General features: G+C 69.4%; 20 protein-coding genes and 3 pseudogenes. 14 read left to right on the top strand and 9 right to left on the bottom strand.

Annotated features, from left to right (window positions below; all coding sequences use genetic code 11):
- Positions 1 to 178: 178 nt before the first annotated feature.
- Positions 179 to 1108, bottom strand: a complete 930-nt coding sequence (locus ACFWBB_RS16625) for a hypothetical protein (RefSeq protein ID WP_385271980.1) — start codon at positions 1106 to 1108, stop codon at positions 179 to 181.
- Positions 1109 to 1218: 110 nt separating this feature from the next.
- Positions 1219 to 2028, bottom strand: coding sequence for a hypothetical protein (locus tag ACFWBB_RS16620; protein ID WP_385271977.1), 810 nt, complete (start codon positions 2026 to 2028; stop codon positions 1219 to 1221).
- Positions 2029 to 2120: 92 nt separating this feature from the next.
- Between ACFWBB_RS16620 and ACFWBB_RS16615 the strand changes: the two genes are divergently transcribed.
- Positions 2121 to 2270 (top strand): hypothetical protein, encoded by a 150-nt coding sequence (locus tag ACFWBB_RS16615; protein WP_385271974.1) that lies wholly within the window; start codon positions 2121 to 2123, stop codon positions 2268 to 2270.
- A 33-nt stretch (positions 2271 to 2303) separates the two neighbouring features.
- Here the strand turns inward: ACFWBB_RS16615 and ACFWBB_RS16610 are convergent, their stop codons facing one another.
- Positions 2304 to 3233 (bottom strand): M48 family metalloprotease, encoded by a 930-nt coding sequence (locus ACFWBB_RS16610; RefSeq protein WP_385271971.1) that lies wholly within the window; start codon positions 3231 to 3233, stop codon positions 2304 to 2306.
- Entirely contained in the window at positions 3230 to 3601 is a 372-nt protein-coding gene (locus ACFWBB_RS16605; RefSeq protein ID WP_385271968.1) for a BlaI/MecI/CopY family transcriptional regulator, read from the bottom strand. The genes ACFWBB_RS16610 and ACFWBB_RS16605 overlap by 4 nt, the downstream gene beginning before the upstream one ends.
- Positions 3602 to 3737: 136 nt before the next feature.
- Here ACFWBB_RS16605 and ACFWBB_RS16600 point away from each other — a divergent pair, with 136 nt between their 5' ends.
- The 5 genes from ACFWBB_RS16600 to ACFWBB_RS16580 are packed head-to-tail and all read left to right on the top strand — an operon-like array spanning position 3738 to position 7788.
- Positions 3738 to 4406 carry a DedA family protein gene (locus ACFWBB_RS16600; RefSeq protein ID WP_385271965.1) on the top strand — a complete coding sequence of 223 codons (669 nt, stop codon included), beginning with the start codon at positions 3738 to 3740 and terminating at the stop codon, positions 4404 to 4406.
- Positions 4403 to 5011, top strand: a complete 609-nt coding sequence (locus tag ACFWBB_RS16595) for a phosphatase PAP2 family protein (protein WP_385271962.1) — start codon at positions 4403 to 4405, stop codon at positions 5009 to 5011. The genes ACFWBB_RS16600 and ACFWBB_RS16595 overlap by 4 nt, the downstream gene beginning before the upstream one ends.
- Positions 5008 to 5796 (top strand): phosphatase PAP2 family protein, encoded by a 789-nt coding sequence (locus ACFWBB_RS16590; protein WP_385271959.1) that lies wholly within the window; start codon positions 5008 to 5010, stop codon positions 5794 to 5796. Before ACFWBB_RS16595 ends, ACFWBB_RS16590 begins: the two co-directional genes overlap by 4 nt.
- Positions 5750 to 6412 carry a response regulator transcription factor gene (locus ACFWBB_RS16585; protein ID WP_385271956.1) on the top strand — a complete coding sequence of 221 codons (663 nt, stop codon included), beginning with the start codon at positions 5750 to 5752 and terminating at the stop codon, positions 6410 to 6412. The genes ACFWBB_RS16590 and ACFWBB_RS16585 overlap by 47 nt, the downstream gene beginning before the upstream one ends.
- Positions 6409 to 7788: a sensor histidine kinase gene (locus tag ACFWBB_RS16580; protein ID WP_385271953.1), complete on the top strand. Its 1380-nt coding sequence runs from the start codon at positions 6409 to 6411 to the stop codon at positions 7786 to 7788. The genes ACFWBB_RS16585 and ACFWBB_RS16580 overlap by 4 nt, the downstream gene beginning before the upstream one ends.
- 446 nt (positions 7789 to 8234) lie before the next feature.
- On the opposite strand, the gene ACFWBB_RS16575 is transcribed toward ACFWBB_RS16580, so the two are convergent.
- Positions 8235 to 8795: a hypothetical protein gene (locus tag ACFWBB_RS16575; protein ID WP_385271950.1), complete on the bottom strand. Its 561-nt coding sequence runs from the start codon at positions 8793 to 8795 to the stop codon at positions 8235 to 8237.
- A gap of 97 nt (positions 8796 to 8892) precedes the next feature.
- Here ACFWBB_RS16575 and ACFWBB_RS16570 point away from each other — a divergent pair, with 97 nt between their 5' ends.
- Entirely contained in the window at positions 8893 to 9405 is a 513-nt protein-coding gene (locus tag ACFWBB_RS16570; RefSeq protein ID WP_385271947.1) for a PadR family transcriptional regulator, read from the top strand.
- Here ACFWBB_RS16570 and ACFWBB_RS16565 read toward each other — a convergent pair.
- On the bottom strand, positions 9398 to 9961 hold the full coding sequence (locus ACFWBB_RS16565; protein WP_385271944.1) for a hypothetical protein: 564 nt from the start codon (positions 9959 to 9961) through the stop codon (positions 9398 to 9400). The two genes, ACFWBB_RS16570 and ACFWBB_RS16565, sit on opposite strands and share 8 nt — an antisense overlap.
- A 183-nt stretch (positions 9962 to 10144) precedes the next feature.
- On the opposite strand from ACFWBB_RS16565, the gene ACFWBB_RS16560 reads away from it, so the two are divergent.
- On the top strand, positions 10145 to 10522 hold the full coding sequence (locus ACFWBB_RS16560; protein WP_385271941.1) for an STAS domain-containing protein: 378 nt from the start codon (positions 10145 to 10147) through the stop codon (positions 10520 to 10522).
- Between the two features lie 72 nt (positions 10523 to 10594).
- Here the strand turns inward: ACFWBB_RS16560 and ACFWBB_RS16555 are convergent, their stop codons facing one another.
- Positions 10595 to 10885, bottom strand: a complete 291-nt coding sequence (locus ACFWBB_RS16555) for a dihydrofolate reductase family protein (protein ID WP_385272035.1) — start codon at positions 10883 to 10885, stop codon at positions 10595 to 10597.
- A gap of 136 nt (positions 10886 to 11021) precedes the next feature.
- On the opposite strand from ACFWBB_RS16555, the gene ACFWBB_RS16550 reads away from it, so the two are divergent.
- The 3 genes and pseudogenes from ACFWBB_RS16550 to ACFWBB_RS16540 all read left to right on the top strand — a co-directional run.
- The gene (locus ACFWBB_RS16550) at positions 11022 to 12218 is read left to right on the top strand and encodes a PP2C family protein-serine/threonine phosphatase (RefSeq protein ID WP_385271938.1); all 1197 of its coding nucleotides are present in this window, start codon (positions 11022 to 11024) and stop codon (positions 12216 to 12218) included.
- A gap of 482 nt (positions 12219 to 12700) precedes the next feature.
- Entirely contained in the window at positions 12701 to 13018 is a 318-nt protein-coding gene (locus ACFWBB_RS16545; RefSeq protein ID WP_385271935.1) for a hypothetical protein, read from the top strand.
- Between the two features lie 44 nt (positions 13019 to 13062).
- Positions 13063 to 13230: pseudogene (locus tag ACFWBB_RS16540) on the top strand (hydrophobic protein); the annotation flags it as partial.
- Between the two features lie 20 nt (positions 13231 to 13250).
- Here the strand turns inward: ACFWBB_RS16540 and ACFWBB_RS16535 are convergent.
- Positions 13251 to 13478: pseudogene (locus ACFWBB_RS16535) on the bottom strand (IS5/IS1182 family transposase); the annotation flags it as partial.
- Between the two features lie 342 nt (positions 13479 to 13820).
- Between ACFWBB_RS16535 and ACFWBB_RS16530 the strand changes: the two are divergent.
- Positions 13821 to 14056: pseudogene (locus ACFWBB_RS16530) on the top strand (oxidoreductase); the annotation flags it as partial.
- Between the two features lie 36 nt (positions 14057 to 14092).
- Here the strand turns inward: ACFWBB_RS16530 and ACFWBB_RS16525 are convergent.
- Positions 14093 to 14872 (bottom strand): hypothetical protein, encoded by a 780-nt coding sequence (locus tag ACFWBB_RS16525; protein ID WP_385271932.1) that lies wholly within the window; start codon positions 14870 to 14872, stop codon positions 14093 to 14095.
- 1339 nt (positions 14873 to 16211) lie between these two features.
- Here ACFWBB_RS16525 and ACFWBB_RS16520 point away from each other — a divergent pair.
- Positions 16212 to 16457, top strand: coding sequence for a hypothetical protein (locus ACFWBB_RS16520; RefSeq protein WP_385271929.1), 246 nt, complete (start codon positions 16212 to 16214; stop codon positions 16455 to 16457).
- Positions 16458 to 16521: 64 nt separating this feature from the next.
- Entirely contained in the window at positions 16522 to 18378 is a 1857-nt protein-coding gene (locus ACFWBB_RS16515) for a peroxidase family protein (protein WP_385271927.1), read from the top strand.
- Positions 18379 to 18441: the final 63 nt, after the last annotated feature.

The raw sequence follows: 18441 nt of genomic DNA, 5'->3' as shown, positions 1-18441 counted from the left end.
ACCGTCCGACCCCTGGTCACCGTCCGCGCCAGCATCGCGGTCCTGCTGTTGCGCCGCTTCAACCGGGACGTCGGGTGCCTGCATGGGATCGCCACGGTCTGGCCCTGAGCCGTCGTTGCAAGGCATCGCCCGCAACGCCCACACGCCACCTCTCTGGCGTGCATGGCGCGGTCCGTGGTCAGCCTGCCCGCTGGGTGGCCTTGTCCCGCTCGCCGGTCTCCGGAGGCAAGAGCGGAGACGGGGCGAGGCTGCGGCGCTCCTGGACGTGGGCGTATCCCATCAGGCCGGTCAGGAGCGTCAGGAGCACGGCCGACGACCCCGCCGTACCGAGGTCGAGACCGCCCTTCGTGACCGGCTTGGTCAGGAAGTCACCGGCTGTCGCGCCGAGTGGACGGGTCAGCACGAAGGCGATCCAGAAGAGCAGCACGTTCGGCACCGCGGGCACCTTCATCAGGGCCACCAGCACCAGCAGAACACCGGTCACCAGCGCCGCTCCGCCGGCGTAGCCGAGGCCCGAGCTGTCGGAGAGGAAGTCGCCCATCGAGGTGCCGAGCGTGTTGGAGACCAGGATCGCCGACCAGAAGAGCGCCTCCCCGCGGAAGCTGACGATGTCACGGATGACGAACGTCATTCCCGTCAGCTTCCAGACGGCGAAGATGACGACCAGGATCGACATCAGGATCGCCGCGCCCGTCGGGTAGCCAAGGCCGAGGCCCTGCGGTCCCCAGCCCAGCGAAGTGGCGCCGTCCGAGAGGAACTTGGCGCTGGCGTCACGGTTCATGAAGTCGGACATCGTGGTGCCGGCCATGCTGGTCGACAGGATCACCGTCCAGTAGAAGAACGGGTTGTAGCGGCGGGAGCGCAGCTGAACGGCCAGGGTCACCACGAAGAGCAGGAAAAGGGCGATCGTGGTGAGGAAGTAGCCGATCTTCAGGGTCTGCGCGAAGAGGTCACCGGCTGTCTCGCCGAGGGTCGTGGCGGCCACCTTCATGATCCAGAAGGCCAGGGTGACCTCGGGCAGCTTCTTCATCACCGACTTGGTCGTGGTCACGGCCGACCGATGCGCGCTCGCAACGTCGAGGTCGGTGAGGACTTCCGGATTATCCAAGGTCGGACACTCCTGGTTCTGTCAGGGAAGACAGCCGCCCGACGACGGCTGCCGCAGTGTCCGACCCTCGCAGCGATCACCTGAACGCATCCTGAACGCTCTGTCGCCGTTCAGTGACTGTGCGCGTCCGACTCCCTCACGTCCTTGCGCGTCACCGCCAGATAGACGACCAGCCCGAGGATGACCGCCAGGAACAGCGCACTGGTGACGACGGTGCCCAGGCCGATTCCGCCGTCGCCGGTCGGCTGGGAGAGGTAGTCGCCGATCGAGGCGCCGAGCGGGCGGGTGAGGATGTAGGCGATCCAGAAGCTCCACACCGCGTCCAGTCCCAGCGCGAAGTGCGCGACCGCCACGGCGGCGATGGCCAGGGCGAACAGGGCCGCCGCGAGCCAGTAGCCGAGGTCCATGCGCTCGGAGACCAGGTCGCCGGCCGCCGTGCCGAGGGCGAAGGTGAACAGCACCGCCAGCCAGTAGAACGACTCACGGCCGGTGGTGTCGATGCTGTGGATGGACAGGGTCCGCTCACGCCGGTACCAGACGACGAAGACGACCGCGAGGACGAGCGCGAAGACCGCGGTGCTCGTCTCGAGCGGCACGCCCATGTTGTCGGTGAGGTTGTCGCTGATCAGGGTGCCGACGACGCTGATGAGGGCGACCGCGAGCCAGTACACGCCCGCGCGGTAGGCGGTGGTACGGAACTGGACGACGAGGACGACGGCGAGCAGTGCGCTCATCAGGACCGACACGCCGGTCAGGCCCAGACCGGCCTTCTCGTTGAGCAGGTCGGCCGCGGTCTCACCGACCGTCGTGCACAGCACCTTGATGATCCAGAAATAGGCGGTGACCTCGGGAACCTTGTTCCAGCGCAGACGGTGGCCGGGCCGTTCGGCCGGCGGTGTTTCGGAGAGTTCGTACGTCATGAGGCCCGACCGTGCCAGCGGTTGCCTGAACGCATCCTGACTGCCGCGCGGCGATGCCGGCCCGCGGGAGCCGCCCTGATCACGATGGGCCCATGCACACCCGCGCCGCGTCCTGGCTGTGGCACCGGCTCGGCCGCGCCGTCGTCCTCGCCTACGCCCTCGCCCTGCTCCGGCCCGGACGACCTGCTCCGGCTGCTGGAGCCGGTCCTCGGCTGAGCATGATCACACGACGGACAGGCTGAGCCCCGGGCGGTGGGCTACCGGGACCGCACCGGTCAGGGAGCCTCCTCGCCCTGGGCGATCTCTACTTCGTGGTGGAAGTCGACGACGCCGACTGTTCCGGCGGCGACGGACAGGACCGTGCAGGCCACGAGGAGGAACGCGGTACGGCGGGTGGTGCGCGCGCGCTTCTCGGAGGATGCGAGGAGGGCCGCGACGCGTTGCGGGACAGGGCCGGTCGTCGCCGCGGGCGCGATGTCCGGACGGGTGGACGGCGAGGTGCGGCCGGCGAGGGCGGCGCGGGCGATGGCCGTGGCGATCAGGCGCCGGTCGCCGGTGACCTCGGCGGCGGCCTCGTCGGCGGCCCGCTCGGCGGCGAGCCGGATGGTGTCGCGGGTGGTGCGCAGGGCGGGGTGGCAGTGGGCGGCGAGTTCGGCCGCGGCCAGGAAGTAGTGGTGGCCGGCCCGATTGTGGGCGCGTTCATGGGCGAAGAGGGCCTCGCGCTCGGCAGGTCCCAGGCTGCGCAGCATGGCGGTGGTGACGACGATGCGGTGCGGCCTCCCGGGCAGGGCGTACGCGTCCGGGTGCGGCGAGTCGACGACGCACAGATCACCGGCGGCGGGACGGCGGTCGGCCTGCATGCGGGCGGTACGGAAGGCGCGGGCCTGCCGGAAGACCGAGCGTACGAGCGTCCAGGCACTGAGGGTGAGCACACCGGTGGCCGCCATGGCCAGGGGGACGACGAGACGGTCCGAGGGGGTCCGCAAGGGGTGCACGAGTTCGCCGAGGGCGGCGAAGGCGGGGATTTCGAGCAGTCCGGTCAGGACCAGGGCGCCGAGGGCTGCGACGCAGGCTCCGGCCAGCGCCAGGGCGGAGGCGGTGAGGACCCACAGCGCGGCGGCGGGGGCCAGTCGGTCGAGGGTCCGGCGGGCCAGCGCAGGAGCGAGGAAGGGCAGGATCAGCGGTACGAGCAGCAGGGCGGTCATCGCTCGTCGCCCTCCAGGAGCCGGCGCAGGTGCTGCTCGTCGCCGGGGCTGAGCTGGGCTACGAAGCGGGCCAGGACCGTCTCGCGGTCGGTGTCCCGGTCGAGTTCGGTGTGCATGCGCCGGGCGGTCAGCCCGGGAGCGTCCTGCACGGGGAGGTAGGCGTAGCCGCGGCCCTGCCGCTCACGGCTGACGACGCCCTTCTCGTGCAGACGGGTCAGTATCGTCGTCACCGTCGTGCGAGCCAGGCCGGAGCCGAGTTCGGTCTGCACCCGTCCGGCCGTGAGCGGGGCTCCGGCGGCCCACAGCGCGGCCATGACGGCGGCTTCGAGCTCGCCGGCCGGCCGCCTCTCGTCCCTCGCGTCTGTCATGGGAACGTTCCTCATTCCGCCATCGTCTACAGTTCAGTAGACCGTCTACAGGATTGTAGTCAGTCGTCGGTTGCCGCCGCGCCGGTGTTGTCGGCGCACCCGACGGTCCGGACGAAGGATGAAGGAGCTCCCTGCGATGACCACAGCCATGCACCTATCGTCGCAGCTCGCCGTCAATGTGCTGGATGCACGGTCCCTGCTGTCCGCGTTCGGCGTGCTGGGTGTGGGTGTGGTGCTGTTCGCCGAGACCGGGCTGCTGATCGGTTTCTTCCTCCCGGGCGACTCCCTGCTGTTCACGGCCGGTCTGCTGTGCACCGGCACCGCCGACCGCGGCCTGCGGCTGTCGCTCGTTCCGCTCCTGGTCGCCGCGGCGGTGGGAGCGCTGGCGGGCGCCCAGTGCGGATATCTCCTGGGCCGAAGAGCGGGCGGCGCCCTGCTCGCGCGCAGCCGCTCGGCCCGCCTGCGCGAGGGGGCGGAACGCGCGGAGGAACTGCTGGAGCGCTACGGGTATGCGAAGGCGATCGTCCTGGCCCGCTTCGTCCCGGTGGTGCGCACGGTCCTGAACCCGATGGCGGGCGCCCTGCGGGTGCCGGTGCGGACGTTCACCGTCTGGCAGGCGACCGGCGGGCTGGTGTGGAGTCTGGGTCTGACGCTGGCGGGATACGCGCTGGGCTCCTCCGTGCCGAACGTGGACCGGTACCTGCTGCCGATGGTCGCGGTGATCGTGGCCCTGTCGCTGATTCCGGTCGCCTCCGAGGTGGCCCGCTCGCGGCGGGCCGCGAAGGCGAAGGAGGCACGGGGATGATCCTCGCCCTCGACGGCTCGTCGATCGACGGCTCGGCCTACGCGGGCGTGGTGAACCTCGCACGGCACGCTCCGGTGTGGCTGGACGACGCGGTGTCGGCGTGGTCGACCTACGGGCTCGCCCTGTTCGCAGTGCTTATGACCATCGGCTGGTGGCACGCCCGGCGACGGGGCGCCACCGCGTCGGTGACGGCGCTCGCCGTGCCGTTCGTCGTGGTCGTGGCCTACGGGGTCGACGCGGCGCTGAAGCTGCTGGTGCGCGAGGACCGGCCCTGCCGGAGCCTGCGGGTGGCCACGCTGGAGGCGTGTCCCGCGCCCGGTGACTGGTCCTTCCCCAGCAACCACGCGGCCGTCGCCGCCGCGGCGGCCGTCGCCCTGCTGTTCGTCTCCCGCCGGCTCGGCGCGGTGGCCGCGGTGGCCGCCGGCGCGATGGCGGTCTCGCGGGTCTGGGTCGGCGCCCACTACCCCCACGACGTGCTGGCAGGGTGTGTGGTGGGCGCACTCACCGTGCTGCTCGTCATGGCGGCACTGCGCAGGCGCGCGGATGCCCTGGCTCTGCGGCTCACGGGCAGCCGTCTGCGTCCGCTGCTGGCGGTCGAGTCATGAGGCGTGGCGACACCGCCGAACTGGCCGGCAGCTGCGGACTCGGCGCGTGGACGGCGTTCGGCGTACTGACCATGGTAGTGGCGGGCCACGACGGCATACCGCTGTTCGCGGACAGCGACCTCCTCTCGTGGTCCGTCGCTCACCGACCCGACGTGGCGGTGGCGTTCGCCCGCGGACTGACCGCCACCGGAACCGGCGTCATCCCGTTCACGCTGGCCGCGCTGGCCGGAATCATCGCGGGACGCACCCTCCGGCAGCGGGCACTCGCTGTCGCGCTCTGTCTGGGCTGCCTCGCGGCCGGCCAGGCGCTGCGATACGCGGTGATGACGCTCGTCGCCCGGCCGCGGCCACCCCGGGCCGACTGGGAGACCCATGCATCAGGTTGGGCATTCCCCTCCGGTCACACCACCACGGCAGCCCTGACCGCAGGGCTGCTGATCATCGCCGTCTGCTTGCTGCAGCCACGCGGCAGGGCCCCTCTTGTCCTGATCATCGGCGGCTGGGGCGCTTCGGTCGGGCTGACCCGCGTCTACCTCGGAGTGCACTGGTTCACCGACGTCGTCGGCGGCTGGCTGTTCGCCCTCGGCTGGCTCGGAGTGTGCCTGTGCGCCGTGGCCTGGTGGCTGCCCGAGCGATGGACCCCCGGTGCGACGGACCCGAACACGGCGCGCGGGACGACAGAAGCGACGGGCACTGCCGAAAGCCAAACGCGCCCGGCACGAGAACAGGGGAAGCACCATGCGCCAGACGATCCTGGTCGTCGAGGACGATCACGCCCTGCGTGACGTGCTGATCCGCGGACTGCGCGAGGAGGACTTCGACACGGTACCCGCCCCGGACGGCGCCACCGCCCTGCGGCTGGCCACCGCGGACATCTCCGCCGCCGTGCTCGACATCGGCCTGCCCGACGCCGACGGACGGGACGTGTGCCAGGCACTGCGCGCGAACGGATTCCTCTCCCCCGTCATCTTCCTCACCGCCCACCACCGGCTGACCGACCGACTGTCCGGGTTCTCGGCCGGAGGCGACGACTACCTGCCCAAGCCGTTCCACCTCGCCGAACTCGTCGCCCGCCTGCGGGCAGCCCTCAAGCGGGCCGCGCCACCGCCCGCCTCCACAGCAGGAGACCTGGTCCTGGACGCCGTCCAACACGTAGTCACCGTCCGAGGCAGCCGGGTCGATCTCACACCGACCGAGTTCCGCCTTCTGGCCACGCTCATGGCGGCTTCCGGCGGAATCGTGCGCCGCCGCGAACTGGTCCGGGCCGGCTGGCCCGAGGGCGCCCAGGTCCACGACAACACCCTCGACCAGTACCTGACCCGACTGCGCCGCAAGCTCCGCGCAGCGGGCAGCGACCGGACGATCGGCACAGCCCGTGGGATCGGCCACCGCCTGTCATGAGCGGTATCCGCCACCGGTCACGACCGGCCGTCACAGCATTTCTCAAGCGTCTGGCGCCCCGCACGCTGCGCGGCCGGCTCTCACTCGTGGCCCTCACCACGGCCACGCTCCTGATGCTGGTCCTCACCATCGCCTTCAACGCCGTGGCCGACCACCGCCTCCAGCACCAGGCGGACGACGAACTGCGCACCCGCGCCGCCGCCGTCGCGACGACCATCGACACCAGCGGCACGACGGTACGCATCCTGGAGACCTCCCACGACGAACTCCTCGACACCAATGTGTGGATCTACGCCGACGGACGACTGCTGGAAGCGCCACCGAACGCCGGTCCCCTGACCCGCGTCGCCGACGCACTCGCCGGACGCGACGGGCGGCCGTGCGTCACCGCCGACGTCGACGGCCCCCTCAGGCTGTGCTCGCAGCCGGTGTCCGGAGACAAGAGCCAGGCCACGGTGGTCACCGCTCTCGACCTCTCCCCCTACCGAAGTTCGGCCGAGACCCTGCTCCTGGGCTCGCTCACCCTTGACGCCGTGATGCTCGCCTGCACCTACGCCCTGACCCGGCTGGCGGTAGGCCGCGCGCTGCGCCCCGTCCGCACGATGACCGACCAGGCCACCCAGTGGAGCGCCGTCGCCTCCGGAGAACGCTTCGGCAGCATGCGCCACCCGGCCGAACTCGCCCGCCTCGGCACGTCACTGGACGCGATACTGGACCGCATCCGCACCCTTCTGCGCCACGAGCAACAGCTCACCGGGGAACTCTCGCACGAACTAAGGACACCCCTGAGCCGGATCATCGCCGAACTCGACTGGTGGCATACCCGCCCCCGCACAGACGACCAGACCCGCACCACCCACAAGGTAATCGCGGAAGCCGCCCAGTCCATGCGCACCATCTGCGACACCCTCCTGGACGACGCCCGGGGCGGCACACTCACCGCTCCGGGCACCGCCGAGGTCCTGCCCACGTTGCAACGCCTCGCCGAACTCCTTGACGTACCAAGCCACCTGACGTTGACCACCCACGGCCCGCATCTGGAGGCCGGAGTCCCACCCGACCTCCTCGAACGCATCATCAGCCCACTCCTCGCCAACGCCTGCCGCTACGCCCACTCCAGCATCACCGTTCGCGCCTACCGCACACTCGACGCCGTACGCATCGACGTCACCGACGACGGGCCCGGCGTACCGCCCCCGTTCGCCACACGGCTCTTCGAACCCGGCCGACGGGCCGATCCCGGCGACGGACACCCCGGAGCGGGCCTCGGGCTGCCGCTGGCACGACGTCTCGCCCGCTCCGCCGACGGCGAGGTGACGTACGACCCCAGACACAAACCAGGGGCACGATTCGTGGTCAACCTCCCTGCCGGGTGACAGCCGCCCCGCTCGGCCGCACCGAGGCAGAACTCGCTCTCCGCACCCCGCCATCCGGAATCCGAACCCAATCCAGTCGGAGACGGAATCACCGAGCGGGCGGGTGATGACCTACGTGCCCCAGAACGCCACCACCGCGTCCGGCTGCCCCAGCGGTGAGCGATGGCCGGAACCGCGATCGCGGTGGCATGGACGAGTGCGGAACCCAGGTGCGGGAAGCCGCTGGCGCCTGCGGCCAGGGCGTCGTAGACGCACCGGTCGAGGTCGAAGGTGGTCAGGATGATCACCTTCGACCCGCCACTTCTGCGGGAACTATGCCCCGGTCGTTGAAGAACTCACGGCGCGCGCCCTGCCGGTCACTGGCACGCGCCGCCCAATGCCGATCGGCTCGCATCTGCGCTGCCGAAGGGCACATCGAGCGTGCCGTCGTCCGGCAGCGGGGATCATCAGACCGTCGGCGCGGCGGCCTTGGCCTGGACGTGGGCGACATAGCGGACGGTGAAGAGCATCGGGACGGCGAAGCCGGCGATCTGGACGAGCGTCGCGGCGGTGGAGTGCGCGTGTCCTCCGTGTTCCAGCACGGCGAGCACGACGGCGGTCAGGACGAACGCTGCGGTCCAGACAGCGGTGATGACGACGTTGACGTGGATGAACGCCTTGAGCCCCCACATCTCGCGCGGAGTGGTCCGCTTGGCGATGCCCAGTGTGAACGGCCTGCCAATGGCCAGGGAGACTCCGGCGATGACGGCGAGGGTGCCCGCCGAGAGGGCCGCGGAGTACGTGTGCACGTCCGAGTCGTGGTGGGTGAAGGCGATGACGGCCAAAACGGCGAAGAAGACCGCGGAGCCGGCTTCGATGATGAGAGCGTCGAAGCCTGCGCCGGAACGCACCTGCTCCGCGATGACCGCCACGGCGATCACCAGCGCGGCCAGTGCCGCCCACTGCCAGTCTCCCGAAGGAACCACGGCGAAGACGATCCACGGCAGAAAGGTGCGCAGGTAGGACATGGTCTCCCCGATTCGTTATCCCTGTTTTGACATATCGAAGATAGAAGGTCCAATGATGACATGTCAATAGTGGAATGTGGCGGGTACAGTGGAGGGCATGAGCCTCAGACACGCACTTCTCGGCCTGCTCTCGGAGCGCTCCGCCAGCGGATACGACCTGCTGAAGCTCTTCGACACCTCGCTGGCCAACGTCTGGCCGGCGACGCAGAGCCAGATCTACACGGAACTGACGAAGCTGTCCGGTGCCGGACTGATCACCGTGGCGGCGGAAGGGCCCCGTGGACGCAAGGAGTACGCCCTCACGGACGAGGGACTGGCCGAACTGCGGCACTGGATGACGCAGACCAGACCACAGCGGGTCCTGCGCAGCGACATCTTGCTGCGGGTCTTCTTCCTCGGCGTGCTCACACCGGAGGAGGCGCGCTCCTACCTGGACGAACTCGCCGATATGTCCGAGCACGAGCGCGACGACCTGCAGCAGCTCATGAAGTCCATCGACTGGGGGGACGACAACCTCGCGGTGTACGGCCGCATTGCCCTGGAGTACGGGCTGCGCTTCAACGCGATGCGCCGCGAGTGGGCGAAATGGGCCGCGGATCAGATCAAGTGACGGCTGCCGGACCCGGTTCGACCCTCCCCGTATGCGATCCACCCCTCTCCCCACCGGCCACGGCGGGCTCCCGGCCGCGGGCGGCCGCGCACGAGCGTGGTGTTCGACAACCGGTGGCCGTTCTTCGCCTTATCCCCGCCGGGTGGTTGCGGTCCAGGAGGCGAGGAGGCGCAGGGCGTCGTGGGAGGGGTGCCGGGTTCGGCGGTCCTGACGACGATCTGCTGCTCGGGGCCTCCGGCGCAGGACAGGGCATCTCGGCGAGGGTGATGTCGCCTGCGATCTGCGGGCGCAGCACCCTATTTCCCCTGGTGCGGCTGGCGACGTGGTGATCGCCCCACCAGCGGCGGAAGTCCTCATTCGCCAGGGAAAGCTCACCGACGAGACGTGCCATGCGCTGGTCCTGCGGATTGCGTCCGGATTCCTGCGGAGCATTGCCACGCAGGCGCGCGCGACGTCTTCCCGGTGCGCATGAAGGTTGGACAGGCTGGTCGGTCTCCGCCGGGTGGGCAGCCGGGAAAGAGCGCCCCCTGATCCCCGGCCGCCGCCGCGCCGCCACGCAGCGGGGATGTCAGACACCCGACCTCGCCCGTACGCCCGTGGTGGTCTGGTCAGACTTCTGAACGCCAGCAAGGCTCACGCAACAGTTGTCGCACGCTTTACGCCCTGGTCGCGAAGGCATTACCCGCTCTGTGCAGGGCAGCGCTGTTGGTGAAGGTCTTGGTGTGCCAGTATCACCGACATGGCCGAGGGAGAGTTGGCAGACACCGCACCAGCTGCGCAGCCAGGCCAGCTGTCGGTCGTCTCCACCACCACCGACGGCATCCGTGTGCTGACCTTGGCGGGAGAGATCGACCGCGACACCGGCCAGACGCTCCGCCAGGCCCTGGACGCCTCCGGAGCTCCCCGCCCCCGCATTGTGGTCGATCTGAGCCGGGTCACGTTCATGGACTCCACCGGCATCAACCTCTTCATCGCCGCCCACCGCAGCCTCACCGAGGCCGGCGGCTGGATACGCCTGGCCGCACCCGCCGAAGCCGTGATGCGCACCCTGCAGATCGTCGGCGTCGACGCCGTCATCGACTGCCGCGACACCCTCCGCCAAGCCCTCGGCAACTGACCCGTCCCCCGTACCGGCCATGCGCTGCCCGGCTCAGAGCTGATGATGATCTCGCTGGGACTGTGGTCGGTCTCATGGTCGGGGCTGGGTCATGGGGCGAGTGACCACCGGGACGGTGGTGTGTGTACGTCGCGGTAGTGCCGGACGAATGCTGTGGGATCGGCGGGCGCCTCGTGCAGGGCCGTGAAGCGGGCGGTCATCGGGCGGCCTTGCGGTGACGGTGAGGACGGCCGCGCCGACCTGTTGCGCCGACAGGCACTCCGCCTCCACGTGAGGGCCGCGAGCGGAGAAGAGCCGGTCGCCCGTGCCGAGGACGGTGGGGAAGGTCAGCAGCCGGTACTCGTCGATCAGGTTCTCGGCCATGAGCCGGTGCACGAGGCTGCGGCTGCGGCTGCCGGCGAGAGTGAAGGACCGTCCTGGCGTCGCCCTCGCCCTCGCCACGGGCTGACGTGAGAGAGGACGGGATCGGTGTGAAACTGGGCAAGGAAGGGGTGATCCTGTGTCGGACCCACACGCGTCCTCCGGTCCCGACACCGCCGTCGACGAGAATCGGCTGGAAGAGCTGATCATCGAGGCACAGACTGCTCTGCCGGTCGAACTGCCCGCCTTGGCGAACCGGTGCGCCTCGTCCCTCGGCCTGGACACCGCGTTGATCTACCTCGTCGACCTGCAACAACAGCTGCTCATCCCACTCGACGAGGCTTTGGAGCCGCTGCCGGTGGATGGCTCGTCGGCCGGCTGGGCGTACCGCACGGTCTCCCTGCGGGTGGCCGAGTCCGACGGCGGCTCGATCCTCTGGATGCCTTTGGTCGACGGTGCGGAGCGGCTGGGTGTGCTGGCGGTTCGGACCGCTTCGCTCGACGGGGTGCGGATGCGCCGCAGCCGGATGCTGGCTCATCTGTTCGCCATGCTGATCACCTCCAAGCGCGCCTACAGCGACTGGCTCGCCGCCCGCACCCGCACTGCGACCATGCGGTTGCCCGCCGAGATGCTGCGGGCCTTCCTGCCACCCCGCACCATCGGCAGTAGTAGGTGCGTATCGACCGCGGTCCTGGAACCGGCGTACGACATCGCCGGCGACGCCTTCGACCACTCGGTGGCCAAGAACATCCTGCACACCATGATCCTCGACGCCATGGGTCACGATCTGACCGCAGGCCTGACCACGTCGGTCGCCATGGCGGCGGCGCGCAACGCCCGCCGGGGCGGTGCCGACCTGGCCGACGTCGTCAGCTCCGTCGACCAGGCGCTCGCCCAGTGGCTGCCCGACCACTTCTGCACCGGCGTGCTGTGCCGGCTCGACGCCGAGACCGGCATACTGCGCTGGGTCAATTGCGGTCATCCCCCACCGCTGCTGATCCGCGCCGAGGGGGTGCTCGCCCGAGCGCTGGACAGCCCCCCACAACCGCCGATCGGCCTGGCCGGCCAACTCGCCCCGGCAGCCCGGCAAGTCCACGAGACGGCCCTGGAACCGGGCGATTGCGTCCTGCTCTACACCGACGGTGTCGTGGAGGCTCGCGACGCGTACGGTGCCGAGTTCGGCCTCGACCGGTTCACCGACTTCATCATCCGCTCCTCCGCCGCCGGACAGCGCCCGGCCGAGGCGCTGCGGCTGCTCATCCACGCCATCCTCGACTACCAGCGCAACCAACTGCGGGACGATGCCACCATCCTGCTCTTCGAATGGCGCCCGTAGCACCGGTGACGCGGTTTGGTGCGCTCCTCGAGCTGGGGTCAGAGCTCGACCGCCTTCCCGTCGATGCCACCGCTACCAGGTGGTGGTACTGCTGTCCGCCCGCGGCTTCGGCGGCCAGGGCGAGAAGCTCCTCCACCGTGAACGCCTCCTCCTCCAGGCCCGACCGGGTGGCGACCCCGTACCCGGTCACGCGCGCGGCCGCCGCCTCCTCCTCCATCACCACGAACGCGTCCCGCATCACACGGTGCAGGGCAGGGCGGTCGCCGGCGTAAGCCCGCGCGGGGTTGTGCAGCAGGACCAGGTCCAACCGCTCGCGCCGAGCCGAAGCGTCGACACGGCGGCCCGGATCCGTTCGCCGTCAGGGCGGCGGCGCCGCTCGGTCGCGCACGGGGCCCAGACGGCGTAGTCCCACATGCAGGCCCAGGCCAGCGCTGATGGAGTGGCACACGTCAGTTCGTCCCCCAGACCCCTGGAGAACAGTCATGATGTCTTTCCGTCGGGCCGTCACGGCCACCGCTCTGGCAGTCGCCGCCGTGACGGCGAGCGCCGGTGTTGCTTCGGCCTACGACCAGCACGCCGAGCACTACCAACACGAGGTGCTGGACGCGCAGTGTAACGACGTCACCAGCCAGTTCGGCGCCGTCAACGTCAATCAGGGCCCGGTGTGCATCGACTTCGGCTCCGGCAACGGTGAGTACCAGGAGTCAGGCCAGGACGAGACGAGTGCCGCGTGCAACTCGGCCGTCACACAGATTGGCTGGGTCAACGTCAACCAGGGCCCGGTGTGCATCCGCTTCTGAGGCGCTGACCGCCTTCCCCGAGGCGTGACGGCTGCGGCGAGAGCCTGTGGGCGGTTCTCCCGGCTCTCCTGCTGGACCTGATCGTCTTCGGCGTGGGCTTCGTGCTGAAGGCACTGTGGTGGATCGCCGTCATCGTGCTCGTCGTCCGGCTGCTCGCCTTCGTCATGCGCAGCACGGACACGGGCCACCGCAAAGGCCGCTGGTATCGCTGGCAACCCGCCACACGCAGTCAATCTGTGGGCTCCGGGAACACCTGGAGCCCACAGGCACGTCCCACTCCAGGACACCTGTCCGGGGGAACGGTGTGACTGATCGTTTCAGATTGAGGTGCCAGCAGACCGGCGCCCCGCAGTTCCGCCAGTAGCACCTCATGCAGCTGCTGCCAGACGCCGGCCTCAGTCCAGTCCCGCAGACGCCGCCAGGCCGTCACACCGTTACCGCCGACCTGTTCCGCCGGAACGCTCATCTGCGGCCGTGCGGTCGCCTATCGATGTGACCTCTATGCACAACCGTCGTTTGGCACTGCGCCGCGTACACAACTCACCCCGTGGACGCCTTACGCAGGCGAGGGGCCCGGCCCGGGCCCCTCCTGCCGCCGCCCGGCCAATGACCGGCGCCGCGCTTTCCCACACCTCCGCGTCGCCGGATGCGCCGCTCGCGGGGGCCCAGGGCTGCCAATTCGGCACGGGCTTACCGTACATGCCGCCCATCCCGACAGGGCGCTGCCCCGCATCGCTGACCGAGCGGCTCCCCGGCTGGCGGAGCGCGAGGGCGCGGCAGCCACAGGCCGATCCCCACCGTCGTGCCCGACTTCGTTGAGCGCACGCGGCTCACCAGCTCTCGATCGGCCAGGACCTCGCGTTCCACAAGCCGGCCGACGTCACTGCGGGCACCGGGGTGCGGCTGCGCCTGTCGAGCGTCACCGGCGTCGACCCCAGCGCAGGACCGTGGCCGTAACCGGCGAGGACGGCGACGGGCAACCCCGCGTACGGCACGCTTCCCTACGCGCTCGACAGCTCCGTGGCCCACCACGGCGTTCAGCGGCCGCAGCAGGGCGGACAGCAGAACGAGAACTCAGTCGTCGTTTCTGGTGTTCTCGTTCGGCAGAAACTTCTGGCGTGCCCAGAGGCTCAGCAGTGCCAATCCGCCGACGAGCAGCGGCACCGGGTCACGGGCCAGAGGAGCCAACACATATCCCAGCGCCGTGACCGTGCAGACCGTCAGGGGAATGAAGGCCGCTGCACCCTCCATCCCCCATCGCAACGTCGGCTGAGCGATGCCCAGGACGCTCGCCCCGCCGGGCAACCAAGGGCCGACAGCAACCACCAGCAGGCCGGCGGTAATGCAGGCGTCGACCAGCTGACAGGACATCGCCTCGGGGCTGTGCGGGCCGATCGTCCACAGTCGCAGGGTGTCGCCGACCAGCATGAGGGACAGGCCGACGGTCCCAACCCACAAGGTGACTCTCTGGTCGCTCCGTACAAGACGGCGCAGGGCAAACAGAAAACTGAGGAACACGACCTCCGCGGTCCAGAGGACACCGACCATCCCCGTCCCCAGCCGCCAGCCGTCACTGGCCCCCCGCAGCAGTACCCATCCCGTCATAAACACGGCCCCGAAAGTGATCACCCCGTCAAGCACGCGCCGCAGCAACACGTGTCGGCCTCTGGCGGCATCGGCCGCGACCACCAGACCGGCCATCCCCAGGCCAACCGCCATCGTCACTCCGATGACTACCACCGAACCGAACAGCGATCGCTCGTCCCGCCCCGAACCCAGAGGGTGGGCCGACAGCACGTTGACCGCCCCCCGGTACACACCACCGCCTACCGCCGAACCCCCCAACAGCAGCAAACGCGTCCGCACCCGCCCACTCGCCCGCCACGCGCGGAGCACCAGGGAGGCCGCCAACCCCCCGCAACCGGCGGACGGCCCGAAAGCCACCATCCGCGCCGTCGCGCTCCCGGCCACCCACGGCCCACTGAAAGAAAGCGCTGTTCCCACGAGACATGCCACACCCACCGCGGCCCAGGCCCACAGCCCGATCCGATGGCAGCGGCCCGCCCGGGCCTTGAGCACGTCCGGCGACTTCCCCAACCCCGACATCAGGTGCGCCTTCCATCGGTCCCCCGCCCGAAGGCCTTTCCTGCAGCCCTCGGATCCATTCAGAGACCGTAGAAGACTCGCCACCTGCCCCGAACTGAACAATCGACGGATTCACCCGTACTGCGTAAGGGAGGAGAGGTCACCGGCTCTCGGCTCTGCGCAGCCGGGGACCGCGGCCAGATCGAGGCTGGAAGAGAGTGACGTCCACCCCTCGTACGAGGTGGCGCCTGTTTCTTCCTTTCCGGGCTGCGGGCGCTGCGCTTCCTCTGTCCGGCCACCGGCAGGGGCGAGCAGCGGTGACCGGGGCGCAGCGGGTCGACAACGCGATCCTGTGGTGCGTCCAGCTCGAACGGCGCGTCGATCCCTGCGTCCGCCCGCTGTTCGACCGGCTGCTGCGCCGACCGGTACAGGCAATGGTGCGGTGGCTCATCGGTGAGGGCCAGGCCATGCGGTACTCCGTGGTCCCGCGCGACGGAACCCGCACGCGGGCGCCGTGGAACCCGCCGGACGACTACGTGCGGGGGCCCTGGCCACGAGGTTGCGGGAACGCGGCGTCGCCTTCGACTTCCTCGTCCGATTGCAAAGCGATCCGCATCGGATGCCGATCGAGAACGCCTCGGTAGTCCGGCCCGAACGGCCCTCGTCGTTCATCCCCGTGGCCACGCTGCGGCTGCCGAGACGGGATTTCGACGCGACGCAACAGTTCGCCCTTGCCGGCCGCCTGTCTTTCACCCCTTGTCACGCGCTGCCCGAGCATCGGTCGCTGGGCAACCAGAACCGCGCCCGCCGCGCTATCTGTCTCCGGCTCTCCGGGCTCCGTCAATCGATGGAGCCTCCCCGCGCGAGGACCCCGGTGATGGCATCTGACACGGCTCGGCCACGCGGAGCAGTCGGCGGGCGACCCGACGGGACATGCCCTAGCGTCATAGGCGGCATGCACCATCCCTTCGGAAGGGGCGATGACTATGGGCGGGCACACAGTGGCCGATACAGCCTCGCCGGAATCCGGTTGGTGAACGGCGTGGCGGCACTCTTGGCCCCTCAGGTGGTGGCCCGCCGACTGGGGGCGGAACCGAGCCGACCGGCGTTGATCTACGTGCTGCGGATGTTGGGTGTGCGAGCCGTGCTCCTGGGCGTCGAGCTGCTCTGCCTCAAGGACCCGGACGAGCTTGACCGGGCACTGCGCGCCGGCACGTTCATCCATACGAGCGACGCGCTGTCAGCCGCCCGGGCCGGGCAGGAAGGGACGCTCGCCCGGCGGCCGGCGATGGCCGCCACGGCGATCTCGACGCTCAACGTCGCCCTCACCTTTCTGGCGCAACGGCGGAACTGACGCCGTCCGGCCACGCGCTGACCATGCCTCAGAACACCGACACCGGACGCCGGAAGGAATCACGATGGGTAGTACTCACGACGGCTCAGCGGGCCGCACGGCACCGCGAAGTGCCGGCGAGACCGGAGCGTCCTGGTTCGTCCAGTTGCACAACGAGCTGGCACTGGCCGTCGACCACAAAGTCGGCTGGCAGAACCTGCCGAAGGCGCTCGGCATGCTGACCCTCATCGGTCTTCGCAGCAATCTGCGCCGGAAGAACCTCTTCGACACCAGCACCTACCCGACACAGCACCTGCCACCGCTCGGGCCGTCGCAACCGCGGCACCTCACCGAGCGCACAGCCGACGGTTCGTATACCGACCTGGCGAACCCTCGTATGGGTATGACCGGTTCACGCTTCGGCCGCAACGCCCCACCGGAGCGGAGCTTCCCCGAAACCGAGCCGCAGATCATGTCTCCGAGCCCACGCGAAGTGAGTCGCGCTGTCCTCACCAGGCATGAGTTCGTCCCCGCCGAGTCCGTCAACACCTTGGTCGCGGCGTGGTTGCAGTTCATGATCCGGGACTGGGTCAGCCATGGACAGGGCGCGGTGGACCGCCCCTGGCACATCCAGCTGGTCGACGACGACCCCTGGCCCGCCCGGCCGATGCTCGTGCCGCGGACGCTCGCCGACCCGACCCGACCGAACAGTGACGACGGGCTGCCGCCGACGTACATCAACGAGAAATCTCACTGGTGGGACGCGTCTCAGCTCTACGGCGACGACCTGGCCGCCCAGCGACAGCTGCGTACCGGCGAGGACGGCAAACTCAATGTGCCCCGAAACGGCTCGCTGTTCTCAGACGATCCCGAACGGGACCCGGCGAGCGTGCCTGGCTTCTGGGTGGGCCTCGCCATGATGCACACCCTGTTCATCCTGGAGCACAACGCCATCTGCGACAGGCTGCGTGGAGAATACCCCGGCTGGTCGGACGAGGAGATCTTCCAGCGGGCGCGCCTGATCACGGCAGCACTCATCGCCAAGATTCACACCATCGAATGGACTCCGGCGGTCATCAGCCATCCGACGATGGTCACCGGAATGCGCGCCAACTGGTTCGGCGTCCTCGGTGAGCGGGTGCACCGGCTGTTCGGCCGGATCAGCTCGAGCGAGGTGCTCAGCGGCATCGTGGGCGGGCGTACCGACCACTTCGGCGTCCCCTACTCCCTGACCGAGGAGTTCGTGGCCGTCTACCGGATGCATCCCCTGGTCCCCGACGAGTGGAGCTTCCGCTCGGTCGCGGACGACTCCCTGCTGCAGGAGGCAACGTTCCGGGATCTGGCCGGGCGGCAGGCCTACGAGATCCTTGGCAAACACAGCCTGCCGGATCTGTTCTATTCCTTCGGCACCTCGCACCCAGGTTTGGTGACCCTGCACAACTACCCGAAGTTCCTGCAGGAGTTCCAGCGTCCCGACGGCAAGCTCATGGACCTCGGGGCGGTCGACATCCTGCGGATCCGGGAACTCGGTGTACCGCGGTACAACGAATTCAGACGTCTGCTGCATCTTCCCCCGGCAGAGGATTTCGACTCGCTCACGGACAACCCGGTCTGGGCCGAGGAGCTGCGTCGGGTGTACGAGGGCGACATCGAACGCGTCGACCTCATGGTGGGCATGTTCGCCGAGCCCCGGCCGAAGGGTTTCGCCTTCAGCGACACGGCCTTCCGGATCTTCGTCCTCATGGCGTCCCGCCGGCTCAACAGCGACCGTTTCCTCACCAAGGACTACACGCCCCAGGTGTACACGCAGACAGGGTTGGACTGGATCGAGAACAACAGCATGGTCAGCGTGCTGCTGCGGCACTTCCCCGAGCTGCGTTCGTCCATGAAGTCGGTGGACAACGCGTTCGCCCCCTGGAAAGCGTCCTCACCCGCGCGGTGATCACGCTCGGTGCTCGTCGGCTGCTGGACCGTGGCCTCGCAATTTCGTCGGTGGCCCGCTCAG

This window comes from Streptomyces sp. NPDC060000 (assembly GCF_042737375.1).
In the GTDB taxonomy this organism is placed as follows: domain Bacteria; phylum Actinomycetota; class Actinomycetes; order Streptomycetales; family Streptomycetaceae; genus Streptomyces.
The sequence above is the reverse complement of the archived record's forward strand: the minus strand, read 5'-3'. Positions and strand labels throughout refer to the sequence as shown.

Coding starts and splice junctions, on each gene's coding strand:
- ACFWBB_RS16620 (WP_385271977.1), bottom strand. CDS start 2,028: ATGACGTACGAACTCTCCGAAACACCGCCGGCCGAACGGCCCGGCCAC.
- ACFWBB_RS16615 (WP_385271974.1), top strand. CDS start 2,121: ATGCACACCCGCGCCGCGTCCTGGCTGTGGCACCGGCTCGGCCGCGCC.
- ACFWBB_RS16610 (WP_385271971.1), bottom strand. CDS start 3,233: ATGACCGCCCTGCTGCTCGTACCGCTGATCCTGCCCTTCCTCGCTCCT.
- ACFWBB_RS16605 (WP_385271968.1), bottom strand. CDS start 3,601: ATGACAGACGCGAGGGACGAGAGGCGGCCGGCCGGCGAGCTCGAAGCC.
- ACFWBB_RS16600 (WP_385271965.1), top strand. CDS start 3,738: ATGACCACAGCCATGCACCTATCGTCGCAGCTCGCCGTCAATGTGCTG.
- ACFWBB_RS16595 (WP_385271962.1), top strand. CDS start 4,403: ATGATCCTCGCCCTCGACGGCTCGTCGATCGACGGCTCGGCCTACGCG.
- ACFWBB_RS16590 (WP_385271959.1), top strand. CDS start 5,008: ATGAGGCGTGGCGACACCGCCGAACTGGCCGGCAGCTGCGGACTCGGC.
- ACFWBB_RS16585 (WP_385271956.1), top strand. CDS start 5,750: ATGCGCCAGACGATCCTGGTCGTCGAGGACGATCACGCCCTGCGTGAC.
- ACFWBB_RS16580 (WP_385271953.1), top strand. CDS start 6,409: ATGAGCGGTATCCGCCACCGGTCACGACCGGCCGTCACAGCATTTCTC.
- ACFWBB_RS16575 (WP_385271950.1), bottom strand. CDS start 8,795: ATGTCCTACCTGCGCACCTTTCTGCCGTGGATCGTCTTCGCCGTGGTT.
- ACFWBB_RS16570 (WP_385271947.1), top strand. CDS start 8,893: ATGAGCCTCAGACACGCACTTCTCGGCCTGCTCTCGGAGCGCTCCGCC.
- ACFWBB_RS16560 (WP_385271941.1), top strand. CDS start 10,145: ATGGCCGAGGGAGAGTTGGCAGACACCGCACCAGCTGCGCAGCCAGGC.
- ACFWBB_RS16555 (WP_385272035.1), bottom strand. CDS start 10,885: ATGGCCGAGAACCTGATCGACGAGTACCGGCTGCTGACCTTCCCCACC.
- ACFWBB_RS16545 (WP_385271935.1), top strand. CDS start 12,701: ATGATGTCTTTCCGTCGGGCCGTCACGGCCACCGCTCTGGCAGTCGCC.
- ACFWBB_RS16515 (WP_385271927.1), top strand. CDS start 16,522: ATGGGTAGTACTCACGACGGCTCAGCGGGCCGCACGGCACCGCGAAGT.